This window comes from Streptomyces sp. NPDC008001, assembly GCF_042958085.1.
Lineage (GTDB): Bacteria > Actinomycetota > Actinomycetes > Streptomycetales > Streptomycetaceae > Streptomyces.
The window spans coordinates 349,121-372,213 of sequence record NZ_JBIBIZ010000003.1; the positions used below are offsets into that span (position 1 = coordinate 349,121).

The 23,093-nt window shown below is 74.4% G+C and carries 19 protein-coding genes; 8 read left to right on the forward strand and 11 right to left on the reverse strand.

The window, feature by feature from the left end; genetic code table 11:
* Nucleotides 1–231 precede the first annotated feature (231 nt).
* Nucleotides 232–657 carry a gamma-glutamylcyclotransferase family protein gene (locus tag ACFZCD_RS09930; protein WP_391829302.1) on the reverse strand — a complete coding sequence of 142 codons (426 nt, stop codon included), beginning with the start codon at nucleotides 655–657 and terminating at the stop codon, nucleotides 232–234.
* Nucleotides 658–743: 86 nt separating this feature from the next.
* Between ACFZCD_RS09930 and ACFZCD_RS09935 the strand changes: the two genes are divergently transcribed.
* The 3 genes from ACFZCD_RS09935 to ACFZCD_RS09945 are packed head-to-tail and all read left to right on the forward strand — an operon-like array spanning nucleotide 744 to nucleotide 4,739.
* Nucleotides 744–3,143: an FHA domain-containing protein gene (locus ACFZCD_RS09935; protein ID WP_391829303.1), complete on the forward strand. Its 2,400-nt coding sequence runs from the start codon at nucleotides 744–746 to the stop codon at nucleotides 3,141–3,143.
* 16 nt (nucleotides 3,144–3,159) lie between these two features.
* A complete protein-coding gene (locus ACFZCD_RS09940; protein WP_391829304.1) occupies nucleotides 3,160–3,780 on the forward strand; it encodes a hypothetical protein in 621 nt (206 codons plus the stop codon).
* A complete protein-coding gene (locus ACFZCD_RS09945) occupies nucleotides 3,780–4,739 on the forward strand; it encodes a serine/threonine-protein kinase (RefSeq protein ID WP_391829305.1) in 960 nt (319 codons plus the stop codon). The genes ACFZCD_RS09940 and ACFZCD_RS09945 overlap by 1 nt, the downstream gene beginning before the upstream one ends.
* A gap of 42 nt (nucleotides 4,740–4,781) precedes the next feature.
* Here the strand turns inward: ACFZCD_RS09945 and ACFZCD_RS09950 are convergent, their stop codons facing one another.
* Nucleotides 4,782–6,077 carry a streptophobe family protein gene (locus ACFZCD_RS09950; RefSeq protein WP_391829306.1) on the reverse strand — a complete coding sequence of 432 codons (1,296 nt, stop codon included), beginning with the start codon at nucleotides 6,075–6,077 and terminating at the stop codon, nucleotides 4,782–4,784.
* A 315-nt stretch (nucleotides 6,078–6,392) separates the two neighbouring features.
* On the opposite strand from ACFZCD_RS09950, the gene ACFZCD_RS09955 reads away from it, so the two are divergent.
* The 5 genes from ACFZCD_RS09955 (at nucleotide 6,393) to ACFZCD_RS09975 (ending at nucleotide 12,471) form a co-directional block, all read left to right on the forward strand.
* Nucleotides 6,393–7,553: a DUF6777 domain-containing protein gene (locus ACFZCD_RS09955; RefSeq protein ID WP_391829307.1), complete on the forward strand. Its 1,161-nt coding sequence runs from the start codon at nucleotides 6,393–6,395 to the stop codon at nucleotides 7,551–7,553.
* A 45-nt stretch (nucleotides 7,554–7,598) separates the two neighbouring features.
* Nucleotides 7,599–8,315: a DUF998 domain-containing protein gene (locus tag ACFZCD_RS09960; RefSeq protein ID WP_391829308.1), complete on the forward strand. Its 717-nt coding sequence runs from the start codon at nucleotides 7,599–7,601 to the stop codon at nucleotides 8,313–8,315.
* Nucleotides 8,316–8,538: 223 nt separating this feature from the next.
* On the forward strand, nucleotides 8,539–9,921 hold the full coding sequence (locus ACFZCD_RS09965) for a family 2B encapsulin nanocompartment shell protein (RefSeq protein ID WP_391829309.1): 1,383 nt from the start codon (nucleotides 8,539–8,541) through the stop codon (nucleotides 9,919–9,921).
* Nucleotides 9,908–11,215: a SufS family cysteine desulfurase gene (locus ACFZCD_RS09970; RefSeq protein WP_391829310.1), complete on the forward strand. Its 1,308-nt coding sequence runs from the start codon at nucleotides 9,908–9,910 to the stop codon at nucleotides 11,213–11,215. The genes ACFZCD_RS09965 and ACFZCD_RS09970 overlap by 14 nt, the downstream gene beginning before the upstream one ends.
* A gap of 182 nt (nucleotides 11,216–11,397) precedes the next feature.
* A complete protein-coding gene (locus tag ACFZCD_RS09975; protein ID WP_391829311.1) occupies nucleotides 11,398–12,471 on the forward strand; it encodes a hypothetical protein in 1,074 nt (357 codons plus the stop codon).
* A gap of 64 nt (nucleotides 12,472–12,535) precedes the next feature.
* On the opposite strand, the gene ACFZCD_RS09980 is transcribed toward ACFZCD_RS09975, so the two are convergent.
* The 9 genes from ACFZCD_RS09980 to ACFZCD_RS10020 all read right to left on the reverse strand — a co-directional run bounded on the left by ACFZCD_RS09980 (nucleotide 12,536) and on the right by ACFZCD_RS10020 (nucleotide 23,092).
* Entirely contained in the window at nucleotides 12,536–13,483 is a 948-nt protein-coding gene (locus ACFZCD_RS09980) for an MBL fold metallo-hydrolase (protein WP_391829312.1), read from the reverse strand.
* 291 nt (nucleotides 13,484–13,774) lie between these two features.
* Entirely contained in the window at nucleotides 13,775–14,875 is a 1,101-nt protein-coding gene (locus ACFZCD_RS09985; protein ID WP_391829313.1) for a PP2C family protein-serine/threonine phosphatase, read from the reverse strand.
* 48 nt (nucleotides 14,876–14,923) lie between these two features.
* Nucleotides 14,924–15,079 carry a hypothetical protein gene (locus ACFZCD_RS09990; protein WP_391829314.1) on the reverse strand — a complete coding sequence of 52 codons (156 nt, stop codon included), beginning with the start codon at nucleotides 15,077–15,079 and terminating at the stop codon, nucleotides 14,924–14,926.
* Between the two features lie 25 nt (nucleotides 15,080–15,104).
* Nucleotides 15,105–16,937, reverse strand: coding sequence for a carbamoyltransferase (locus tag ACFZCD_RS09995; RefSeq protein WP_391829315.1), 1,833 nt, complete (start codon nucleotides 16,935–16,937; stop codon nucleotides 15,105–15,107).
* A gap of 137 nt (nucleotides 16,938–17,074) precedes the next feature.
* The gene (locus ACFZCD_RS10000; protein WP_391829316.1) at nucleotides 17,075–17,995 is read right to left on the reverse strand and encodes an SGNH/GDSL hydrolase family protein; all 921 of its coding nucleotides are present in this window, start codon (nucleotides 17,993–17,995) and stop codon (nucleotides 17,075–17,077) included.
* Between the two features lie 45 nt (nucleotides 17,996–18,040).
* A complete protein-coding gene (locus ACFZCD_RS10005) occupies nucleotides 18,041–18,970 on the reverse strand; it encodes an NAD(P)/FAD-dependent oxidoreductase (RefSeq protein ID WP_391829317.1) in 930 nt (309 codons plus the stop codon).
* Nucleotides 18,951–20,264, reverse strand: coding sequence for an MFS transporter (locus ACFZCD_RS10010; protein WP_391829318.1), 1,314 nt, complete (start codon nucleotides 20,262–20,264; stop codon nucleotides 18,951–18,953). The genes ACFZCD_RS10005 and ACFZCD_RS10010 overlap by 20 nt, the downstream gene beginning before the upstream one ends.
* A gap of 52 nt (nucleotides 20,265–20,316) precedes the next feature.
* The gene (locus tag ACFZCD_RS10015) at nucleotides 20,317–21,207 is read right to left on the reverse strand and encodes a phytanoyl-CoA dioxygenase family protein (RefSeq protein WP_391829319.1); all 891 of its coding nucleotides are present in this window, start codon (nucleotides 21,205–21,207) and stop codon (nucleotides 20,317–20,319) included.
* Between the two features lie 49 nt (nucleotides 21,208–21,256).
* Entirely contained in the window at nucleotides 21,257–23,092 is a 1,836-nt protein-coding gene (locus ACFZCD_RS10020; protein WP_391829320.1) for a carbamoyltransferase C-terminal domain-containing protein, read from the reverse strand.
* Nucleotide 23,093 lies beyond the last annotated feature (1 nt).

The following is a 23,093-nucleotide window of genomic DNA, read 5'->3' on the forward strand; positions in this document are numbered from 1 at the left end:
GCGGGAACCTGTGGTCCCGCGGAGGACTCTGCCTGTGCTGGCATGGGCATGAAAAGAGCAGATAGGCGTGATGTCCGGACAGTTGATCAACTGTTAACAATGAGTCAACGGAAGGTGCCCGCGCCGTGACGTGGCGTCGAACCGCGGGTGAAGACGGAGGGCCGCGGGCGCGGGTTGCCCGTGGTCAGCGGCGTCCCGTTATGTGAGACGCCGGTTGGTACGGCGGCTCGTTCACGGCTGCGGCCAGCTGCCCCCGGCCACCCGTGTCCCCACCGCCCGCAGCCGCCGGGCCGTCCGCTCCGCCGCGAGGTACACCCACGCGCGCACCTCACCGCCACTGCTGCCGGGCAGCACCGGACGCACGGCCCGTACGTACATCTCGCCGGCGCCGTCCGGACCGCAGCCCTCCAGCTCGTCCAGGGACGCGAGCACCGCCGCGTACTCCCCGGGGGACACCACGATCAGCTCGCCCCGGACCTCACCGCCCGGATCCGCCACGGCGTACGGATACCCGGGGCCCTCGTACAGCACCGCGCCCCGCAGCCGCGCCGGCTCCTCGGCCACCGTGCGGCCCCGCAGGTAGCGGCCGTGGTTGGCCTGCCCGGGACGCAGCGTCCCGTAGACGAACACCGGCAGCCGCTCCTGCTCCGCCGCCATCCCCGGCTCCCTCCGCCGTCCCCGCGGGCACCCGCCGCCCCGCCGCCGGAAGGCGGGGTCCGGCGGCCCGCCGTAAAATTACCGGTATGGGAGAGCGGCCGCTCACGCCCTCCGCCCCCGAACTCGTAGTCGAGGCCGACGGGGGCGTACGGACGATGACCCCGGGCCGCGTCTACCACGTGGGACGCGATCCGCAGTGCGACATCGTCCTCCATGACACCCGCGTCTCCTGGCACCACGCGGTGCTGCGCCCGGTCGAGGACCACTGGACCGTCGAGGACACCGGCAGCACCAACGGCACCTGGGCCGGGGGACGGCGCGTACGGGAACTGGACGTGGGCCCCGGCACCGTCCTGCGCTTCGGCAACCCCGAGGACGGCCCCGCCGCCGTCCTCAAGAACGCCCCGCCCCCGGCGCCACCGCCGCCTCCCCCGCCCCCTCCGCCGCCCGCGCAGCGCCCCTCCGCCGTCTCCCTGCCCGCCGCCACCGGCACCTTCCGCCGGCCCACGACCGTACGCCGCCTGCCCTCCCGCACCGTCCGCATCGGCCGGAGCCCGGACAACGACCTCACCGTCGACGACCTGGTCGTCTCCCGGCGCCACGCCGAACTGCGCACCGTGCCGGACGGCGGCTACGAGATCGTCGACCTCGGCAGCCACAACGGCACCTACCTCAACGGCCATCCCGTGCAGCGCGCCCCCGTGCTCCCCGGCGACATCGTCGGCATCGGCCACTCCGCCTTCTGCCTCGTCGGCGACCAGCTCCAGGAGTACGTCGACACCGGTGAGGTCTCCCTCGACGTGCAGGACCTCTCGGTCCAGGTCGACGAGGGCCGCAAGACCCTCCTGGACGACGTCTCCTTCCCGGTCGGCGCCAAGTCCCTGCTGGCCGTCATCGGCCCCAGCGGCGCCGGCAAGTCGACCCTCCTGAACGCCCTGACCGGACTGCGCCCGGCCGACCGCGGCACCGTGCTCTACGACGGCCGCGACCTCTACCGCGACTACGCCGAGCTGCGCGCCCGCATCGGGCTCGTCCCCCAGGACGACATCCTGCACGCCCAGCTCACCGTGCGCCGCGCCCTGCGCTACGCCGCCGAGCTCCGCTTCCCCGGGGACACCGCCAAGGCCGAACGCGAGGCCCGCGTCGACGAGGTCATCGGCGAGCTCGGCCTGGAGCAGCGCGCCGACCAGCACATCCACAGCCTCTCCGGCGGCCAGCGCAAACGCGTCAGCGTCGCCCTGGAACTGCTGACCAAGCCGTCCCTGCTCTTCCTCGACGAGCCGACCTCCGGCCTCGACCCCGGCATGGACCGCTCGGTGATGACCATGCTGCGCGACCTCGCCGACGACGGCCGCACCGTCATCGTTGTCACCCACAGCGTCCTGAGCCTGGACGTCTGCGACCGGCTGCTGGTCCTCGCCCCCGGCGGGCGCACCGCCTTCTACGGGCCGCCCGGCGAGACGCTCGCCTTCTTCGGCTACGGCCAGTGGCCCGAGGCCTTCGAGGCGTTCGAGAACGACAAGGGCCGGGACTGGGCGGGGGAGTACCGCACCTCCCCGCTGTACCGGCAGTACATCGCGGCGGCCACCGAGCAGCCGCGGGCCGGCGCGCCCCCCGCCCCGGCCCCCGCCCCCGAGCCGGTGAAGGCCCAGAGCTGGACCGCCCAGCTGTGGACGCTGATGCGCCGGTACGTGCGGGCGCTCAGCGCCGACCGGACCTTCCTGGCCATCATGATCGCGCTGCCGTTCGTCACCGGCGCGATGGCCCGGCTGTCCGCGGGCACCCGCTTCACCGACGCGGACAAGGCGAACCAGACGCTGCTCATCCTGTGCGTGGGCGGCGTGCTGACCGGCTCGGCCAACGCCGTGCGCGAACTCGTCAAGGAACGGGTGATCTACCGGCGCGAGCGCGCCGTCGGCCTGTCCAGATCCGCGTACGTGATGTCGAAGGTCCTCGTCCTGGGCGTGATCACCGTGGCGCAGGCCATCGTCCTGTCCGTGGTCGCACTGGGCGGGGTGGACACCCGCGCGCCGGGCGGCAAAGGCGTCCTCATGCCGCCGCTGCTGGAGATGACGCTGGCGGAGGCGGTGCTGGCCTTCACGTCCATGATGCTGGGCCTGGTGGTGTCGGCGCTGGTCCGCCGCGAAGAGGTGACCATGCCGCTGCTGGTCCTCCTCACCCTCGTCCAAGTCGTCTTCTGCGGCGGCATGATCGAGCTCCACAACAAGCTCGTCCTGGAACAGCTGGCCTGGCTGGTGCCCTCGCGCTGGGCGCTCGCGGCCATGAGCGGAACGGTCGAGATCGGGCGGATCCCGCTGCAGGGCGGGCGGCCCCCGCCGCCCGGCGGCGAGACCGACCCGCTCTTCGCGCACTCCGCCGGCACGTGGCTGATGAACATGGGCATGCTCGTCGTGCTCGCGCTCGTCTTCGGCCTCCTCGTCGCCCGGCTGCTGCGCCGCCACGAGCCCGCGGTCATGCGGAAGTAGCCGGACGGGAGCCCCGATGAACGCCGTACCGTACGCCTCCACTCCCGGCCCGGACACGGGTGTCTTCCTGCCCACCCACGTGGTGCCCCCGGGCGGGCTCGCGACCTGGACGGCACCCGACGGGGCCGTCCCCACGGCCCCGCTCGACCCGCTCCTGCCCGTGCGGCTCGTGGAGCGGCGCGGCGACTGGGGGTACGTGCGCTGCACCAACGGCTGGGCCGCGTGGACCGACTCCCGGCTCCTCGTCCCCCTCCCGCAGGGACCGCCCGCGGCCGGCGGCCCGCCCGTCCGGACGGACGACGCGCGCCGGCTCCTCACCCGGGTCCAGGAGACCCTCGCCCGCTACCGGCACGCGCTGGAGGACCTCGCCGCCGGGCACGCGGACACCGAGACCTTCGCCCGGGCGACCCACGGCCTGCGGATCGGCGCCGTCGTCGACGGCGACGCCCTCTGGCTCTACGACGCGGAACGGGACCTGTGGTGCTACTGCGACGGGACGGCCACGGCGGCGCTCGCGTCCCCGGCCCGGCCGGACGAACAGGCAGGCACGAGCGGGCCGGGCGGGCAGGCAGGCACGAGCGGGCCGGGCGGGCAGGCAGGCACGAGCGGGCCGAGCGGCGCGGGCGGTGACCGCTGATGGCCGCGGCCGCCGCGGCCGGAGACCGCCCGTCGGAGCTGATCGGCCGCCGCATCGCCGGGTACGAGGTGGAGAGCGAGGTGGGGCGCGGCGGCATGGCCGTCGTCTACCGCGCCCGCGACCTGCGGCTCGGCCGGACCGTGGCACTCAAGCTGCTCGCCCCCGAACTGGCCCGCAACGACACCTTCCGGCAGCGCTTCGGCCACGAGTCGCGGGTCGCCGCGGCCATCGACCACCCGCACATCGTCCCGGTGTTCGAGGCCGGCGAGGCCGACGGGCTGCTCTTCATCGCCATGCGGTACGTGGCGGGCCTCGACCTGCGCGCCCTGCTCGACCGCGACGGGCCGCTGCCGCCGGACACGGTGTGCCGCATCGCGGGCCAGCTCGCCTCCGCCCTCGACGCGGCCCACGCGCACGACCTCGTCCACCGGGACGTCAAGCCGGGGAACGTCCTCGTCGCCGAGGGCACCGACAGCGACCACCCCGAGCACGTGTACCTGACCGACTTCGGGCTGACGAAGAAGTCGCTGTCCCTGACCGGGTACACCCGGGTGGGCCAGTTCGTCGGCACGCTCGACTACGTCGCGCCGGAGCAGATCGCGGGGAAGCCGGTGGACGGGCGGTGCGACGTGTACAGCCTCGGGTGCGTCGTCTTCGAGATGCTCACGGGAGCGCCGCCGTTCCGGCGCGAGGACGACATGGCCCTGCTGTGGGCCCATCAGTACGACGCGCCGCCCCGGCTGTCGGAGCGGGTGCCGGGACTGCCGGCCGCGGCCGACGCCGTCATGGGCAAGGCCCTGGCGAAGACGCCGGACGAACGCTTCGACAGCTGTCAGCAGTTCGTGAGCGAGCTGAGGTCGGCCACGGGGGTCCGGCGAGTGACGACGGGGACGGGCGGGACCGAGGTCCCAGCGCCGCCGCGCTGGGCGGCGGTGGCGTTCCCGGAACGGCAGGAGTGACGGCGGCTGCGCGACCAGCGCCGGCGTTTCGGCGGTGCGGACTCACCCCGGGCCGGGGCCCCGGCCCCCACCCTCGGCGGTCAGCCCCCGCCGCCGCACGCCACGCGCCAGGACGCTGCCCGCCAAGCCCGCCACCGCGCCCCACAGCAGCCCCAGCCCCGTCAGCAGCAGCAGGTGCGGGCGCAGGACGACTTCGCCGCCGAAGGCGGACAGGTCGGTGATGCCCAGGAGCGACAGGCCGAAGCGCGCCGAGATGCGGGTGAGGGTGCCGGTGACGAAGAGGGCGACCGCCAGACCCACGCCCAGCTGCGCCGCGTGCTCCCACGGCCGCGTCCCGGCAGGCGACCGCACGGCCAGCAGGAAGGCCGCCGCGAGCAGCGCGACCGCGGCGAGGGCCACCAGCAGCCACGCCCGTCCGTCGTGCTCCGCGAGGGAGGAGACGTTCACCGTGGACGGCTCGTCACCGTTCTCCCGGAGCACCGCCGTGAGCGCCTTGGGCATGGGCAGGCCCAGGGACGTGCCCGGCACGCGGCCGTCCCAGGAGCCGCCGAGACCGAGGCCGAGCGAGAGCCAGGCGAGGTTGGGCAGACCGAGCAGGAGCACGGCCATGGTCTCCGCGGGGTGCCCCCGCACGGCGGCGGACACGAGCCCGGCGACGAGACCGAGCAGCACGTACCCCAGCAGCAGCGCGAGCAGCGCGAACGCCGCCGGCCGCACGGGGTCCTGGAAGCGCAGCAGCCGCGGCGGCAGCGGCGTCCTGCGGGAGGCCGCCACGGCCACGGCGAGCAGCACGAGCAGCCACAGCAGGCCGTAGCCGAGGGTGGGCCCCAGGGCCACGCGGAAGCCGACCCGGGGCGAGAGGTCCAGGGCCTCGCCGATGTCGCCGAGGAGCGAGTCGCCGAGGTCGATCCGGAAGTCGTGGCGCGCGCCGAGGGTGACGAGCAGCAGGGCGAGCAGCCACAGTACGGCCGTCCGGGCGACCCGGGCGAGGAGGTCGCGGCCGCTCGTCACGGCGTGGTGCCGCAGCGGGCGCAGGAAGACCACGGCGAGGGCGACCGCACCGGCCAGGGTCACCGACAGCGGGACGACCGCGATGCCCGCGCCCGTACGGCCCAGGACGCCCGCGTCACCGGAGAGTTCCACCGTGCCGCCCACGGCCGCCACCACGGTGGCCGCCGTCACGGAGGGGAACGCCCCGCCCGGCAGCCCGCCCGCCCCGGCGGCCCACAGCCCGAGCGCGGCGACGGCGAACATCGCGATCACCCCGGCGGCCACGGCGGCGAGGGCGTCCCACCAGGCGCGGACGAAGGAGGGCGCGCCCCCGGGCGGCTGGCTCACTCTGCCTCCCCGTGCGTCGTCGGCGGTCGGGTGCCGGGCCTTCCGGCGGGGAGGCCCGGAAGCCCAACCTACGCCCGCGCGGCCCGCCCCACCTGTCGACGACGCACCCCCGCCCGGCCGTCCCTCCCGGAGGGGGACCCCGCTTGCGGCCCGTGCCGGTTTGCGGCACACAATGGGCGCAGGGGCGGCGAAAAGCAGCTTATCTCCCTAAAAGCGGCTGCTTGGTGAAATAAGGAAGACCGAAGCGGAGGAGCAGGGCCTGTGTCGTCCGAACCACCGTCAGAAGACCGCCCCGCCGGACCGCCCCCCGGCCCCATGTCCGGAGGGCAGAGCGGCCCGGGCTCGTCAGGCTCGTCCAGCGGGCCGGAACGCACCCGCCAGGACTGGCCCTCGGCCCCCTCGGGCGAGGACGTCACCCGGGCGGGCCCCGGCGGGCCGGGCGGCTCGGAACCGCCCGGCCCGCCGGGGCCGCCCGCGCCGCCGTCACCCGCGCCCGGCCCGCAGCCCTCCGGAGGACCCGGCAGGCCCTGGTGGCGGTCCGCCCCCAAAGTCGCCCTGCTCGCGGGCGTCCTGGTCGCCGCGGCGGCGCTCCTGGTCTTCTTCCTCCGCCCGGAAAGCGGCGGAGAGGTCTTCCTGCAGGCCGCGTCGGCGAAGGGCCAGGACCCGTTCACCCCCTCCACGGCCAAGGACACGGGCACCAAGGAGACGACCGCGGCCCCCGCCACCCCGGCCGAGGGAGGCAACCGCACGGTCCAGGGATCCACCCCGGGCCTCTACGGAGGCTCCGGCAACGCGGCGAGCTGCGACGTCGAACGCCAGGTCAAGTACCTGACCGACGACCAGACGAAGGGCCGTGCCTTCGCGAGCGCCGCGGGCATCCAGCAGGACGAGATCCCCGGCTACCTGCGCGGCCTGACGCCCCTGCAGCTGCGCTCCGACACCCGCGTCACCAACCACGGCTACAGGAGCGGCTCGGCCACCACCTTCCAGTCCGTGCTGCAGGCCGGCACGGCCGTCATGGTCGACAACCGGGGGACGCCGCGCGTGCGCTGCGCCTGCGGCAACCCGCTCGGCCCGCCCGTCGCCGTCAAGAGCAACCCGAAGACCAAGGGCCAGAGCTGGGGCGGGTACAAGCCGTCGCAGGCGGTCGTCGTCACCCAGGCCCCCACCGTCATCTACGTCATCGTGTTCTACGACCCGCGCACCGGCCAGTGGTACGAGCGGCCGGTCGGCACCGACGGGAGCCGCGACCGCCCGGTCCCGCCGCCCAGCGGCGCCATGCCCTCCGGACCGGCCTCGCCGTCCTCGGAACAGCCGGGCAGCGGCGAACCGTCCTCGTCCGCCCCGGCCTCCTCGTCCGCCCCGCCCGCTGAGTCCTCGGCGCCGCCGTCCCCGCAGAAGCCGCCGCCGACCGCGCCCGGCCCGGCCTACGGCCCGCAGAACCGGGGGGCCGCCGGTTCCGGAGGAACGCCGTGAGAAGCGCCGCCGGGCGACGGTCCTGAGACGGCTCCGGTGCGCGACGTGCCCACGGCCTCCCGGTCCGGGGAAGCGAGCCCCGGGCCGGCGGCCGCCGCCGCCCCCGCCCGCCCGCGGGCCGCGCGCGCACGGTGCCCGGCGGCATGGCTGCTGGGCGCCGCGGCGGTGGCGTACAACGCCTGGGTGCTGGAGTTCCTCCTGCCGACGGGCCTGGACGCCCGCCACTCCTACGTGAGCGAGCTCTACGCCGCCGACCAGCCCTTCCACGTGCTCTTCGGCGCCGTCGAGATCCTCACCGCCGTGCTCGTCGCCGCGGGCGCGGCCCCGCTGCGCCGGGAGCCGGGCGGCAACCGCCGGTTCACGGCCGGGCGGTGGGTGCTGGTCGCCTTCGCCGCCTTCTCCGTCGCGGACGTGGTCGTCCCCATGCGGTGCGCGCCCTCGGTGAACCGGGCCTGCGAGGCGGTCAACCCCTGGCACACGGCCACCAGCGCCCTGGTCCACGCCGCGCTGTTCGTCTCCATGGCGCTCATGGTGAAGGGCGCGGCGGGCGGCGACCGGTGGCCGCTGATCCGCCGGTGGGGGCCGTGGCTCCTGGCCGCCGCGCTCGTGGCGGCGGTGTCCACGATCGGCCCGCTGATCGGCCGGCCGGGCTGGCACGGCGTCCCGCAGCGGGCGCACCTGCTGCTCGTCGGGGCGTGGCTGGCTCTGCTCGCGGTGTCCCTGCGGCGCGCCCGGCGATCGGATCTGGTCGATTGCGCCTGACCGGGACCGGCTCTGCACGCCACCGGTCAAGGGAAGCCCTTGGCACCGCCGGGGAAGATCGCGCTGCTCAGTAACCAGCAGCGCAAGGTGAGTTCACTTCTGCACGAATTTGTCGCTGCGTCAACAGTGAGTGATTTAAGGCCATGACGCATTGCTGCAGTCTTGTGAACGCAATGTTTCCGACATGACGATCACCCTCGCTACCCACACCGAGGAGGTCCTCATGAACGATCGGCTGAGTCTCAGCCCGGACGCGGCACGGCAACTCGCGACCACCACCAAGACCACCCCGCAGATGCGCGGCATCACGCCCCGCTACCTGCTGCGGGCCCTGCCGTGGGTGGACGTCGAGTCCGGCGTCTACCGCGTCAACCGCCGGCGGACCTTCATACTCGGCGACGACCGGATCACCACGTACAAGAACGGCGACGCCCACCACGTCGTCGCCGAGGACCTCCGCGAAATACCCTTCCTCCGCGAGGCGGACGAGGAGCTGCTGCGCGAGCTGGCGGGCGCCTTCACCGAGGTCGCTTTCGACGCCGGCCAGACGCTCCTCCAGGAGGGCGAGGCCGCGGACAAGCTCTGGGTCCTCGTCCAGGGCCGCGCCGAGAAGCGGACGACCGGCCGCTACGGCGAGGACGCCCTCCTGGAGGTCATCGGCGACGGCCAGTTCTTCGACCTCGACGCCTGGTCCCGCGGCACGCCCCCGGCCTACCGCGTCAAGGCCCTGACCCCCGGCACCGCCCTGTGCGCCGACCGCGACCACCTGACCCGGCTGGCCGGCCGCGACGAGGCGCTGTGCACCGCCCTCGAAGCCTTCACCTCCGGTGAGCGCACCGCCCCCGGCGCCGAGGTGCCGGTGGACCTGAGCGCCGGGCACGTCGGCGAACCGGACCTGCCCGGCACCTTCGTCGACTACGAGGACACGCCGCGCGAGTACCACATGACGCTCGCCCAGACCGTGCTGCGCGTCCACTCCCGCGTCGCCGACCTCTACAACGAGCCCATCGACCAGACCCGGGCCCAGGCCGGCCTCACCGTCCAGGCGCTGCGCGAGCGCCAGGAGCGCTCGATGCTCCACCACCCCGACTTCGGGCTGTTCAACAACGTCGCCCCCGGCCAGCGCGTCCAGAGCCGGACCGGCGCCCCGACCCCCGACGACCTGGACGAGCTGCTCAGCAAGGTCTGGAAGCAGCCCTCCTACTTCGTCGCCCACCCGCGGGCCATCGCCGCCTTCGGCCGCGAGTGCACCCGCCGCGGCGTGCCCCCCGTCATCGAGCACCGCTTCGGCAGCCCCCTGCTCACCTGGCGCGGCGTCCCGCTGCTGCCCTCCGACAAGGTGCGCATGACCGGCCCGAACGGCGCCGCCACCACCGAGATCCTGCTCATGCGCGTCGGCGAGGCCGAGCAGGGCGTCGTGGGCCTGCGGCCCGCGAAGGTGCCCGACGAGGTCGAGCCGGGCCTGTCCATGCGCAACATGGGCATGGACCAGAAGGGCATCACCCAGTACCTGATGACCGCGTACTTCAACGCCGCGGTGCTGGTCGAGGACGCCCTCGCCGTGCTCCAGAACGTCGAGGTGTCCAAGTACCATGACTACTCCTGACATGCCGTGGGGCGCGTACGCCCCCGGCATGGCGCAGCAGCCCACCGCGGGCGGCGTGGCCACCCGCAGCGGGCAGTTCACCCCCGAGGCGGCCCGGCGGGACGTCCCCGTCCTGCAGCGCCCCGTCAACGGCCGCCCCGTCGCCTGGCTGGACAACGGCGCCACCACCCAGAAGCCCCGCCAGGTCATCGAGGCCCTGGCCGGCTACTACGCCACCGCCAACTCCAACATCCACCGCGGTGCCCACACCATGGCCCGCGAGGCCACCGAGATGTACGAGGGCGGACGGGCCGCGGTCGCCGGATTCCTCGGCGCCCCGTCACCCGGAACGATCGTCTTCACCCGGGGCACCACCGAGGCCGTCAACCTCGTCGCGCAGAGCTGGGGACGCGCCAACCTCGGCCCCGGCGACGAGATCCTGGTCTCCACCCTGGAGCACCACTCCAACATCGTCCCCTGGCAGATGATCGCCAAGGAGCGGCGGGCCCGGGTCGTCCCCATCCCCCTGCTGCCCGACGGCAGCATCGACCAGGCCGCCTACGCAGATCTCCTCTCCTTCCGCACCCGGCTCGTCGCGATCAGCCACGCCTCCAACGTGCTGGGCACCGTGCCGCCGGTGAAGGAGATGACGGCGCTGGCGCACCGCTACAACGCCAAGGTGCTCGTGGACGGCGCCCAGGCGGTCGCCCACTTCCCCGTGGACGTCCAGGACCTGGACAGCGACTTCTACGTCTTCTCCGGGCACAAGCTGTACGCCCCCACGGGCATCGGAGCGCTGTACGGCAAGCCGGAGGCGCTGGCCGCCATGCCGCCGTGGCAGGGCGGCGGCAACATGATCGACCAGGTGGAGTTCGGCCGCGTCACCTACGCGCCCGTACCGCACTGCTTCGAGGCCGGCACCGGGCACATCTCCGGCGTCGTCGGACTCAAGGCCGCCATCGACTGGCTCACCTCCTTCGGCCGCGAGGCGGTCGCCGCGTACGAGACCGCCCTGCTCGGCCACGCCCGGCAGGCTCTCGCCGCGGTCCCCGGCCTCACCGTCCTGGGCGAGGCGCCCGAGAAGATCGCGGTCCTGACCTTCACGCTCGCGGGGCAGGACCCCGTGACCGTGGCCCGGTGGCTGGACCAGGAGGGCATCGCCGTCCGCGCCGGTCACCACTGCGCCCAGCCCTCGCTGCGGCACTACGGCGTGGAGGCCGCGACCCGGGCCTCGCTGGCCCTGTACAACACGGCGGAAGAGGTGGACCGGCTGGCCGCTTCCCTGACGCGGCTTCAGACGCAGGCCGCCGCCTGATTCGTACGACCGGCCGGGCGTCCTTGCGGCATCCGGGGCGTCCTGCCGGACCCGTGCGCGGCACAACTACGAGATTCCGCGGTATTTCCGGTGCCGCAGGGAACCATCAGCTACGGAAGACAATCTCGTACGTCGGAGACGCACGAGTGTGCGTAACGGAACCCGGGAGCAGGGGGCGGTACATGTCACGAAGAGTCGCGCAGCGGCGGTGGCCGGCGGTGCGGGGCGCCATGGGACCGGTGGCCGCGCTCGCGGCCGGGCTGTTCCTCGTCGCGGGTACGGCCGGCACGGCCGCGGCCGTACCGGCCGGCGGAGCCGCGGCGGTCACCGCGGGCTGCGGCAGTGACGGGGAAGCGAAACAGCCCTCCGCCGCCGGGGCCGCCGCGGCCCGCGCCGCCACGGCCGAGCCGCCGGCCGCCGCGGTCGGCACGGCCGCGGAGAAGATCTCCTACCGCCTGCCCTCCCAGCTGCCCATCGGCATGTGGTCGTCCTCGGGCGTCACGCTCCGCACGCCCGTCACCAAGGGCACCGTCCGGCTCGACGTCCGCAGCCGGGGCTTCGGCACCGACTCCCTCAGCATCCAGCGCTACGTGCCCAAGACCCACAAGTGGACGGACCTGAAGAGCCGCTCCACCGGCTCGGACACCCACGGCGTCTTCACCTTCCCGGTCACCGCCGGCGCGACCGCGGCCCACCCGGAGAACGTGGCGCTGCGGATCCAGGACCTCGACAAGCCGGGCACGCTCACCGTCACCGCCTCCGTCGACGACGGCAAGGGCCACACCTACCGCGCCCCGGCCCGCACCTCCACCGCCACCCGGCCGGACGTCTCGGTCACCGGCTGGCGGAGCGGCGGCGGGCTCCACCGCGGCGGCGCGCCCAGCGGCCCCTTCACGGTCACTGTGAAGAACACCACCGACCGGCCCTACCCCGCCCTGTACGCCTCCTACTCCGCCTACGGCGCGGGCACCGGCCACGCCCTCGCGCCCAAGGACCTCGTCCTGCAGCAGTACCGGCCCGGCCACGGCTGGGAGCGCGTCCCGCTCGTCGCCGGCGGCTGCGACCCCGGCATGAGCGCCGCGCTGCTGCCGGTCGCCCGGGGACCGCTCGCGCCCGGTGCCACCGCCTCCTACCGGCTGCGGATCGCCGTCGCCGGGTCGGCCCCGCGTGACGTGTCGCACGTGGAGGCCGGGGCGACGGTGGGCAACGGCGACCTGTCCTTCTTCCACCAGGACCTGCCCTTCGCCGTCCGCTAGCGCACGCCCGGAATCCGCGGGCCGGCCCTTTCCCGGGGCCGGCCCGTCGGCGTACCGGCACCCGTCAGGACGGGCCCGGGTCCCCGTCCTCCGTGCGGTCGAAGGCCGCCCAGCGGGTCAGGGCGAACTTGCTGCCCTCCCGGCGCACTTCGGCGGCGCCGTGGCCCGGCAGGTGCGCCGGGAACACCAGCGCGCGGGTGTCGGCGGCCTCCTCCAGGATCCGCCGCCGGGAACGGGTCGCCTGCGCCTGGTCCTCGCTCAGGCAGGTGTCGCAGTCCGGCTCGGCTATCTGCAGCGGGCTGTGCACCAGGTCACCGATGAACAGGGCGCGGTCCGTGCCCGACTCCAGCCGCAGCACCGCCGAGCCCGGCGTGTGCCCGGGAGCGGCCTCCAGGGTCAGGCCGGCGTCGATGCGGTGCGTGGCGCCCTCCCACAGCACCATCTGCCCGGCCCGGTGCACCGGCAGCACGCTGTCCTCGAAGACGGTGCCGATGCCCTCGGCCAGGCTCAGGTCGCCGAGGACGCCGCGCGGCGTGTGCGGGCCGGCCGGGTTCCAGTAGTCGAAGTCGGCCCTCGCGACCAGGTACGTCGCGTTCGGGAAGGTCGGCACCCAGGCTCCGTCCTGCAGGCGGGTGTTCCAGCCGATGTGGTCCGAGTGCAGGTGGGTGTTGACGACGACGTCCACGTCCTCGGGACGGACCCCGGCGGCCGCCAGCCGCTCCAGGTAGCCGGTCCGCAGGTGCGACCAGTCCGGCATGTGCGGCCGGTCCTTGTCGTTGCCCAGCCCGGTGTCCACGAGGACCGTACGGCCTTCGCTGCGCAGCACCCAGGTCTGCACGTTGCACACCAGCTGGTCGGTCGCGGGCCGCCAGAAGTCCGGTGCCAGCCAGGACTCGTTCTCCTTCCACATCCGCGGAGTGCTGGAGGGAAAGATGGCGGGGGTGGGGGCGACCGGCGCGTGCCACTCCACGACGCGGGTGATGTCCACTCCGCCTAAGGTGATCGTCTGCATGCCAACGACGCTATGCATCCGAGGCGGAACCGCCAAGAGGCAGATGTCACCGTTACGTTGAGACGCCCGCTGCCGGCCCACGTGCCTCTGCTGCCGCGGCGAGCATTGCTGCTCCGGCGTGCGGTGGGTCCGGCACCGCCGGATTCCGCCGTGGCGGCCGGGCGACGTCGCGGCGGATTCGAGGATGCGGGCATCCTCGGCCTGGGCGGGCCGCCCGTTTTCTTCCCGCCGCGGCGGTGATCCGCCAGCCGCGACCTGCCCGGCGGTGCCGGAACCGCCCCCGGCCGTACGTCAGTGCTCCCGCCGCACCGCCAGGAGCGCCGCGTCGTCCGAGAGCTCGCCGCCCGCGTACGCCAGGAGGTCGGCCACGACGCGGTCCAGGAGGGCGGCCGGGGCCGTCTCGTGGAGGGTGGCGAGGCGGTCCGCCAGCGGGTAGAAGCGGCCCGCCGCGTCCCGGGCCTCCGTCACCCCGTCGGTGTACAGCAGCAGGAGATCGCCGCGCTCGAAGGCGAAGGCCCGCCCCCGGTACGCGCCGCCCGCCATGCCCAGCAGGGCCAGCGGCGGCTGCGGCTCGGGGGTGGGCACCTCGTCCACCTCCGGCCCGGACCGCCCCGGCCTGCACCGCAGGGGCGGCAGGTGGCCGCAGTTCACCATTTCGGCCCGGCCCGGTCCGGCCACCTCCACCAGGACCGCCGTCACGAACTCCTCACCGGGCCGCCGGCGCCCCATCGCGGCGTCGAGCCGCCCCGCCACCGCCGCGAGCGACGGCTCGACCTGTGCGGCCTCCCGGAACGTGCCCAGCACGGCCGCCGCCGTGTCGATCGCGGCCAGCCCCTTGCCCCGCACGTCCCCCATCAGCAGCCGCGTCCCGTACGGCGTGACCAGCACCTCGTACAGGTCGCCGCCCACCCGCGCCTCGGCCGCGGCCGCCAGGTAGCGCACCGCGACCCGCAGCCCGTCCAGCCGTTCGGGCGGCGGCCGCAGCAGCGTGTGCTGCGCGGCCTCCGCCACCGACCGCGACTGCAGCAGCTCCCGCTCGCGCGTGGCGACGAGCAGCACGTTCGCGGTGCTGACGCTCGTGATGGCCAGGACCGTGAAGCCGGAGGTGAGGTGGACGGTCAGCGGCACCTCGTCGTCGGCGAGCACCAGCGGCCCGACGAGGGCCAGCGCGCCCAGGCCGACGAACAGCGGCACGAAGGGCCGCCGCGAACCGATGCTGGCGAGCACCGGCGCGGTGGCCAGGACGGGGGACACCGTCCACTGCGGGTCCTGCAGGAGGTCCATCGCCACGGCCGCGCACAGCAGCACGTACGCCGCCACGACGAGCCGCCGGGCGCGCGGCGGCAGGCGCTGCGCCCGGGGCTGACCGTCCGGGCCGGTGACGTGCGTCATGATTGGTTTCCACCATCAGCCACACCCACCCCGACCGCAACCGCGGCCTCAGCGCTCCCCGGCCCCGCCGCCGGGCCCGAAGCGCCAGTACGTCTCCGCCCGCGGCCGCCACCGCCGCGCCAGCGGGTCGCGCACCCGCCGCCGGCACCACCCCCACGGGGTGACGGCCAGGTAGTACACCGCCGTCAGCAGCACCGTCCGCACGGCGTCACACCTCCTTCCCCGGCAGTCAGTCCATCGGGATCTCGCCACGCCAGTCCCGCTCCTCGTGCCACGGCGGCTGCTCCTCCTTGCGCAGCAGGAAACCGCCCAGCGCCAGCAGATCGATGTTGGTCCGCATGAAGCACGCGTACGCCTCCCGCGGCGTGTTCACGATCGGCTCGCCGCGGACGTTGAACGACGTGTTCACCAGCACCGGGCACCCGGTGCGCTCCTTGAACGCCAGCAGCAGACGCCGCAGCCGCGGATGGCGCGCGTCGACGGTCTGCACCCGTGCCGAGCCGTCGACGTGGGTCACCGCGGGGACCGTCGACCGCGGCACGTGCAGCAGGTCCGGCCCGCTCACCCCGTCCGGCACCTCGGCGGCCAGCCGCTGCGCCGCCGCCACCTTGCCGACGATCAGCATGTACGGGCTCTCCTGGCGCAGGTCGAACCAGTCCTTCGCGTCCTCGGCGAGCACCGCGGGCGCGAACGGCCGGAACGACTCGCGGAACTTCGTCCGCAGATTGAGCGCCGACTGCATGCCCGGGTCGCGCGGGTCGGCGAGGATGGACCGCGACCCCAGCGCCCGTGGCCCGAACTCCATCCGGCCCTGGAACCAGCCCACGATCGCCCCGCCCGCCAGGGCGCCGGCCACCCGCCGCGCCACGCCCTCGAACCCCAGGCGCTCGTACGGGATGCCGTGCGCGTCCAGGTACGCGCCGATCTCGTCGTCCGAGTACTCCGGGCCCAGCAGCGCCCCCGCCATCGCGTCGTGCCCGGCGGCGGAGTGCGGCCGCGGCGCGCCCCGCTCGTGGGACTCGGCGAGCGCCGCCCCCAGCGCGCCCCCCGCGTCCCCGGCCGCGGGCTGCACCCACAGCTCCGACAGGCCCGCGTCCTCCAGGAGCCGGCCGTTGGCGACGCAGTTGAGGGCGACGCCGCCGGCGAGGCACAGCCGCGGCTCGCCGGTCAGCCGCCGCGCGGTCCGGGCCAGCCCGACCATCACCTCCTCGGTCACCTGCTGCACCGACGCCGCGAGGTCGAACTCCCGCTCGGTGAGCGGGCCTTCCGGCTGCCGCCGCGGACCGCCGAAGAGCTGCTCGAAGCCGGCGCCGGTCATCACCCGGCCCCGCAGGAACTCGAACCAGCGCAGGTCGAGCCGGAACGAGCCGTCCGCCTTGACGTCGATCAGCCGCTCCCGGATCAGCGGAGCGAAACGCGGCCTCCCGTACGGCGCCAGCCCCATCAGCTTGTACTCGCCGGAATCGACCTTGAAGCCGCAGAAGTACGTGAACGCCGAGTACAGCAGCCCCAGCGAGTGCGGGAACCGCAGCTCGGCGAGGTGCCGCAGCCGGGTGCCCGCGCCCTGCCACAGCGTGGTCGTCGCCCACTCGCCGACGCCGTCGACGCACAGCACGGCGGCGGACGGGTAGGGGCTCGCGAAGAACGCGGACGCCGCGTGCGACTCGTGGTGGCGCCGCGCCACGACCTCCGGCACCGCACGTCCCCGCGGCCCGGCGAGGTGGTCGCGCACGGCCCGGGTGGCGTGCCGCTTCCAGCCGAGCCAGGCCGGCAGCCCGTCCAGGAACGAGCCGAGGCCGTGCGGAGCGGCCCCGGCGTACGTCGCGAGCACCCGCCGGAACTTCAGCGCGGGATCCTCGTAGTAGGCGACCGCGGAGACGTCGCCGAGCTCCGCGCCCGCCTCCCGCAGGCAGTAGCCGACCGCCCCGTGCGGGAAGGACGGGTCATGGCGCCTGCGGCTGAACCGCTCCTCCTGCGCGGCCGCCACCGGGACGCCGTCGGCGACCAGGGCGGCCGCGCTGTCGTGGTAGAAGGCCGACAAACCCAGAACCAGCTGCGTCACGCGGCGCCCCCCCGGATCAGAACATGGGATAGATGGACGCGTCGTCCGCCGGCTGCGGCTTCAGCGCCCGCTTGCGGCGCAGCAACCGCGCCAGGATCCTGCGGAGCAGTGCCATGCGGCTCCTCCTTCCCCTCCGCTCAGCCCCGGCCGAGGCGGTCGGCAAGCACCCGGGCGACCGCGTCGTAGCCGGCGTCGACGCAGTGCACCCGGTCCACGAACAGCCAGTCACCGGGCCCGGCCGCCGCGCCGAGCTCCGCGTTCATGTCGACGAAGGGCACGTCCAGCGCCGCGCAGCCCTCGCGCAGGGCGGCCGCGTAGGCGCGCCCGACCTCCATCGAGGCGATGTCGTTGTGCAGCCGGCGCCAGTTGGACACGTCGTCCAGCTCGTCGAACAGCGCCTTCTCCTGGGGCGCGGGCTCCTCCCGCACCCAGGGCGCCAGCGGCTGCAGGACGAACGTCAGCCGCGCCCCGAGCGCCTTGGCCAGCAGCTTCCAGCCGCTCAGGTGACGTACCGTCAGCCCCGTGGCGTGGGCGATCCGCTCGTCCGGGGCGGGCACGGCGGCGGCGTCCGGCGCGGGGCCGCACTCGAAGAAGGCGCCGTGCCGGCCGTGCTGCGCCGCCGGCAGCCGGCTGAGCACGAGGTTGTTGATGCCGGAGAACAGGACGATCTCCGCCACCTCCGGCAGCAGGTGCTGGAAGAGCGTCAGCAGCATCAGCTCCTGAGCCGAATTGAGGCTCTGCCCGGCGAAGTTGAGCCACGGCAGGCCGGGCGCGTGGTGGCCGGCCAGCCGTGAGGAGATGGTCGCGTGGTCCCCGCTCGCCCCCACGCCGAAGACGGCGGAGCTGCCGGCCAGCAGCCTGACGGGCCCCGGCGGGCGGCCGTCGGCCACCGTCGCCGGCCCGCCGGCCGTGTGGGTGACGCGGAAGCCGCAGGAGTCGGTGGAGTACACCGGGGTCCGCTCGTTGCCGTACTGGAAGAACCCGATGTAGGGCTGGTCCTCCAAGACGAAGGTGTAGTGCTCCATGTGGGGGACGAGTTCGGCGCGCGGGGACTTCATGGGGCAGGGCTCTCCTCGGGTGTCCGGGCCGGCGGCGGTGGCGGGTCAGTGGGCTGCGGGCGGCAGGTCGTAGAGCGCTCCGGGCCGGTCCTCGCGGATCAGGTCGGCGTTGACGGCCATGGCGGCCAGCCCGCCGCTGGCCGCGGCCATGGCCGCCTGCTGCATGTTCTTGCCCAGGTCACCGGCCACGTACAGGCGGGGGAGCGAGGTGCGGCCGCGCTCGTCGGTCTGCACCGACGTGAGGTCCGCGGCCTGGAGCCAGGGCCGCAGCGGCTCGACGCGCGGCTCGGTGTCCAGGTGCAGGAACAGGGCCGTGAACGCGAGCGAGCGCCCGTCCGCCAGCTCGACGGCGACGCCGTCCGGGTGCGCCGACACGCCCGTGACCTCGCCGGGCACGGTCGTCACCCCGGAGGCGGCCAGGAATCCCCGCTCCTCCTCGGGCAGTTCCCGCCGGTCCGGCAGGTAGGTGAGCGAGGACGTCCACGCGGTCAGGGTCGCGGCGAGGCACTCGCCGGGCACCGCGCCGCCGTACACGCCGAAGCGGCCGTCGCGCACCTCGTAGGCGTGGCAGTACGGGCACTCGAACACGCCTTTGCCCCACAGCGCGGCCATCCCCGGGACGGCGGGCAGCTTGGAGCGCACGCCCGCCGCGTACACCACCGTCCGGCTGATGAACGCCCCCGCTTCCTTGGCAGTCGTCACCAGGCGGTCGCCCTCGGGGGCCACGGAGATCACCTCGTCGTCCACGAACTCCACGCCGTAGCGGGAGATCTCGGCGCGGGCCCGGGCACGGAAGTCGGCGATGGTCACCCCGTCGTTGGTGAGCATGTTGTGCATGACGCCGGCCGCCATGTTCCGGGCGTCGCCCGAGTCGACGAGCGCGACGCGCCTGCGCGACCTGCCCAGGTACAGCGCCGCGTTGAGGCCCGCCGGGCCGCCGCCGACGATCACGGTGTCATACGGTTCCGCGGTCATGCTCTCCTCTTTCGGTGTCGGTGTGCTGCCGCGGCACCGGGGAGGCCGCCGGCTGTTCGCCGGCGAGCACGTCCTGGCGCAGCGGTGCGAGCAGGGCGACCGATCCCAGAATCAGGACGGCGCCGGACGAGACGAAGACGGTGGTGACGGAGGTGGTGCGGGCGAGCAGGCCGCCGAGGGCCGCCCCGATCGGCATCGTTCCCCACGAGCACAGGCGCGACACGCTCATCACACGGCCCTGCAGCTCCGGCGGCGCGAACCGCTGGCGCAGGGACAGCACCGGGATGTTCCAGCTCATCATGAACAGGCCGTTGCAGAAGATCGCGGCGCCGGCGGCCACGACATGGCCCGCCAGGCCCAGGCCCACGTAGGCCGCGCCCGACAGGACCAGCGACCACTGCGCCATGACGAGCGTGGGCAGCCGCCGGGCGAGCCGGGGCGCGAGCCACGTCCCGGCGATCGAGCCCACGGAGCCGGCGGTCAGCAGCAGGCCGTAGCCGGTGGCGTGCAGGTGCAGGGTGCGGTAGGCCAGCAGCACCAGCATCGAGAACGTCGCCGAGTACACCAGGCCGTAGAGCGCGCTGGCGGCCAGTGTGCGGGTGAGCGCCGCCCGCGTGAGCACGAAGGTGACGCCCGTGCGCAGGTCCTGCCACAGCGCCCGGGCCGCGGACGTGCCGGGCGGGGGCGCCGTGCGCGGGGCCGCCTTCACGCCGGCCAGCCCCAGCAGCAGCACCGCGGCCAGCCCGTAGAGCGCGCCGCCCGTCGCCAGGGCCAGGGTCGCCCCCACCCCGACCAGGAGACCGGCCAGCGGCGGGCCCGCCATCTCGTTGAGGATGATCTGCGGCGCGAACAGCCGGCCGTTGGCGCGCTCCAGGTGCTCGGACGCCACGATGTCGGGCAGCATCGCCGGCGCCGCCGTCTCCGCCAGCGTCTCGGCGATCCCGAGGACGAACGAGAGGACGTACAGCACGGCCAGCGAGGTGCCCGCCGCGAACGCGCCCACCGCCGCCAGCAGGGCGGCCGCCCGCGTGACGTTGCTGAACAGCAGGATCCGCCGCCGGTCGTGACGGTCCGCCAGCACCCCCGCGGGCAGCGCGAACAGCAGCCACGGCAGCATGTTGACCGCCGTGAGCCCGGCCACCACCAGCGGCTGCGGGTGGCTCGCGACCACCAGCAGGGGGAGCAGGGTACGGGTGACGCCGTCGCCGGCGTTCGACGCCACGGACGACGACCACAGCCAGCGGAAGCGGCTGCCCAGCACGGGCGTACGGGCCGGTGCCCCGGTCTCGGTCAAAGGACCTCACTCCGCGTCCGGCCGCGTTCCGCCGCCCCGCCGCCCGGCACGGTCACGACCAACTCGTGAGCCCCAGAAGCCGCTCGCCCAGCGGGGTGAGCTCGGCGCGCCCGTACAGCTCGCGCTCCTTCTTGCGAGGGCTTCCGTGGTGCTCGTGCTCATGCGGCGGGATGCGGTCCCGCCAGAACCGTACGCGGCTGTCCCGGAGCGCGGCGTCGTCCTCCAGGGCGGGCGCCATGGAGATGTACTGTGCCATACGCACCCGGTCCGCGGAGCGGTTCGGGCGCACCCCGTGCGGCAGCAGGCTGTTGAAGATGATCAGGTCGCCCGGGTCGACGCGGAGCGTCTCGATCTCGTAGCCGGTGATGTCGGGCGTCATCGGGTCGCGGTCCGGGGGCTGTTCCTCCAGCCAGGCGTCCAGCTTCTCGAAGATGCCCGGCACGCACTGGAAGCCGCCGATCTCCTCGTTGCCCTCGCTGAGGGAGAGCACCCCCTGGCAGCTGATGGGCAGCGGCCGCCGGGACGTGTCGACGTCCCAGTGCACGAACCCCTCGAACGCGCGGGTGCCGCGGTTCGGCGGGTTGACGTTGGCGAAGTCGATCACGACCCAGAGGGCGGGATCGTCCCAGATGTCGACGAACGCGTCGTACACCCGCTGCGTCTGCCGGTTGTCCCACATGGCCTGGTGGTTGTAGATCTCCACCAGCCCGCTGTGGCCCGGCAGCCGCTGGTTGTCCGTGCGGTCCGCGTACCAGGTGGCGGGGTCGCCGGGCGTCATGTCCTCGAACTCCCACAGCGCCCGCGTCAGCCGCTCGACGTTGTCCGCGGGCACGGCCTGCCGGACGACCACGTGCCCGCGGGTGGTCCAGTGCTCCCAGTCCTCGGGGGACAGCACACGCAGCGGCAGCTTCTTGCGGATGTCCCTGAGCTGGGTCCTCGCCATGATCGGTGCTCCTTGCTCCTGGTCAGGTGCGGTGATGGTCGGCTCCCGGTCAGGTGATGACGGTCCGCTCGTCGGCCAGGACGACCGCGTCCAGAGCCGTGGTGTCCAGCAGCTCCAGGGCCTCCCCGAGGTCGTTGAGGATGGGCCGTCCACCGCCGTTGGCGCTGGTGTTGATGAGGATCGGCAAGCCGGTGCGGGCTCCCACCGCATGGCACACGCGGTGCAGCAGCGGATGCCGGCCGGCGTGCAGGGTCTGCAGCCGCGCCGTGCCGTCGATGTGCCGGACCTCGGCGAGCAGCTCCGCGTGCTCGTCGCGGACCCGTACGGCGAACAGCATCGTGTCGGTGTGGTCGAGCGGCCCGGTGAAGTAGGTGCCGGCCACCTCCGCGGGGCACAGCGGTGCCACCGGCCGGAACCACTCGCGTCGTTTGATGGTCTGCGACACGTGGCGCCGGGCACCGGCCCAGTGCGGCGAGACGAGCAGCGACCGGTGCCCGAGCGCCCGCGGCCCGGTCTCCATCCCGCCGCCCAGCCAGGCCACGCACTTGCGCCCGGCGAGCAGGCCGGCCACGTGCTCGACGAGGGCGGTCTCGCTCGCGAGGGTCGTCCGGGTGTGCCCGGTGCGGACCGGGCCGCGCGTGGTGAGCCGCGGGCCGCCGTAGGCGAGCCCGGTCCCGGGGCGCTCGCCGTCCGCCGTCGGCCGGTCCTCCGGGGCGGCCACGGCCAGCGCCGCGCCCAGCGCGATCCCCGAGTCGTCGCAGCAGGTGGGGATGTGCACCCGGGTGAACATCCCGCTCTCCGCGATCAGGGTGTTCGCCGTGATGTTCAGGGCGCAGCCCCCGGCGTAGCAGAGCACGGAATGGCCGGGCCAGCGGGCGTTGAGCCCGGCGACGAGGTGGGTGAGGTCCTCCTCGACGGCCGCCTGCAGCGTCGCGGCCAGGTTCCGGCAGACCGGGTCGCCCGGGCTGTGCCCGACCAGGAACCGGTGCCCGCGCGGCGTGCGGATCTCGTCGGGGAACACCCCGCCGTAGGAGTGCACCACGTCGTCGTCGGTGGCGTCGGCCAGCAGCCCGTCCAGATAGCCGCCCGCGTCCTCGTCGTACGGGTACCAGGTGCCCTCGTAGCGCACGGCGCTGCCGGCGGGGGCCTCGCCGCCGAGGGGGGCGAGGAGGTCGGGGGCCGCGCGCCGGGCGCGCTCCCCGGCCAGCATCGTGCGCAGCACGGGCAGGAGGTCCCGGTCGACCGCGCCGGTGGCGGCCAGGCCCAGCAGCTTGCCCGTGTCGAACTGCCCGCCGTGCACCCGGCGGGCCAGCGCCTCGTAGACCAGCCCGAAGCGCGGGCCGGTGCGGTTGCTGAACGACAGCACGGGGGTCAGCGACGTGCCGTCGCCCAGGCACACCATGCCGCACTCGGCGTAGTTGCCCGTCCCGTCCAGGGCGAGGACGAGCGCCTTGTCCGCCCCGGAGGTGTAGTAGGCCAGGGCCGCGTGCGCGTAGTGGTGGCGCACGGCGATCACCGGCAGGGGGCCCGCCGGGCCGTCGGCGAGCGGCCAGTCCGCGGACTTCACGGGGCGCAGGACGGACGACGCCAGCGCCTCGCCCGGCCGGCTCCACGTGATGTCCTCGGAGACGAGCTCCACCAGTCCTGCGGGCAGGATCCGGCAGGCCGGGGTGTACCAGTCGGCGACCGCGACCGCCGTGACCGGGCCACGCGCCAGCTCGTGCAGCCGGCCCACCCAGTCGCCGACCGACGCCGCAAACCGGGCGTTCCCGCCGCACACGTGGCGCAGCCCCACCTGGCGTTCGCCCTCGATGACGTGGACGCCCGGGGGGTGGGCCAGGGCCGCGCCCCCGTCGTGCCCGAAGTTCAGACCGATCGTCGGCATC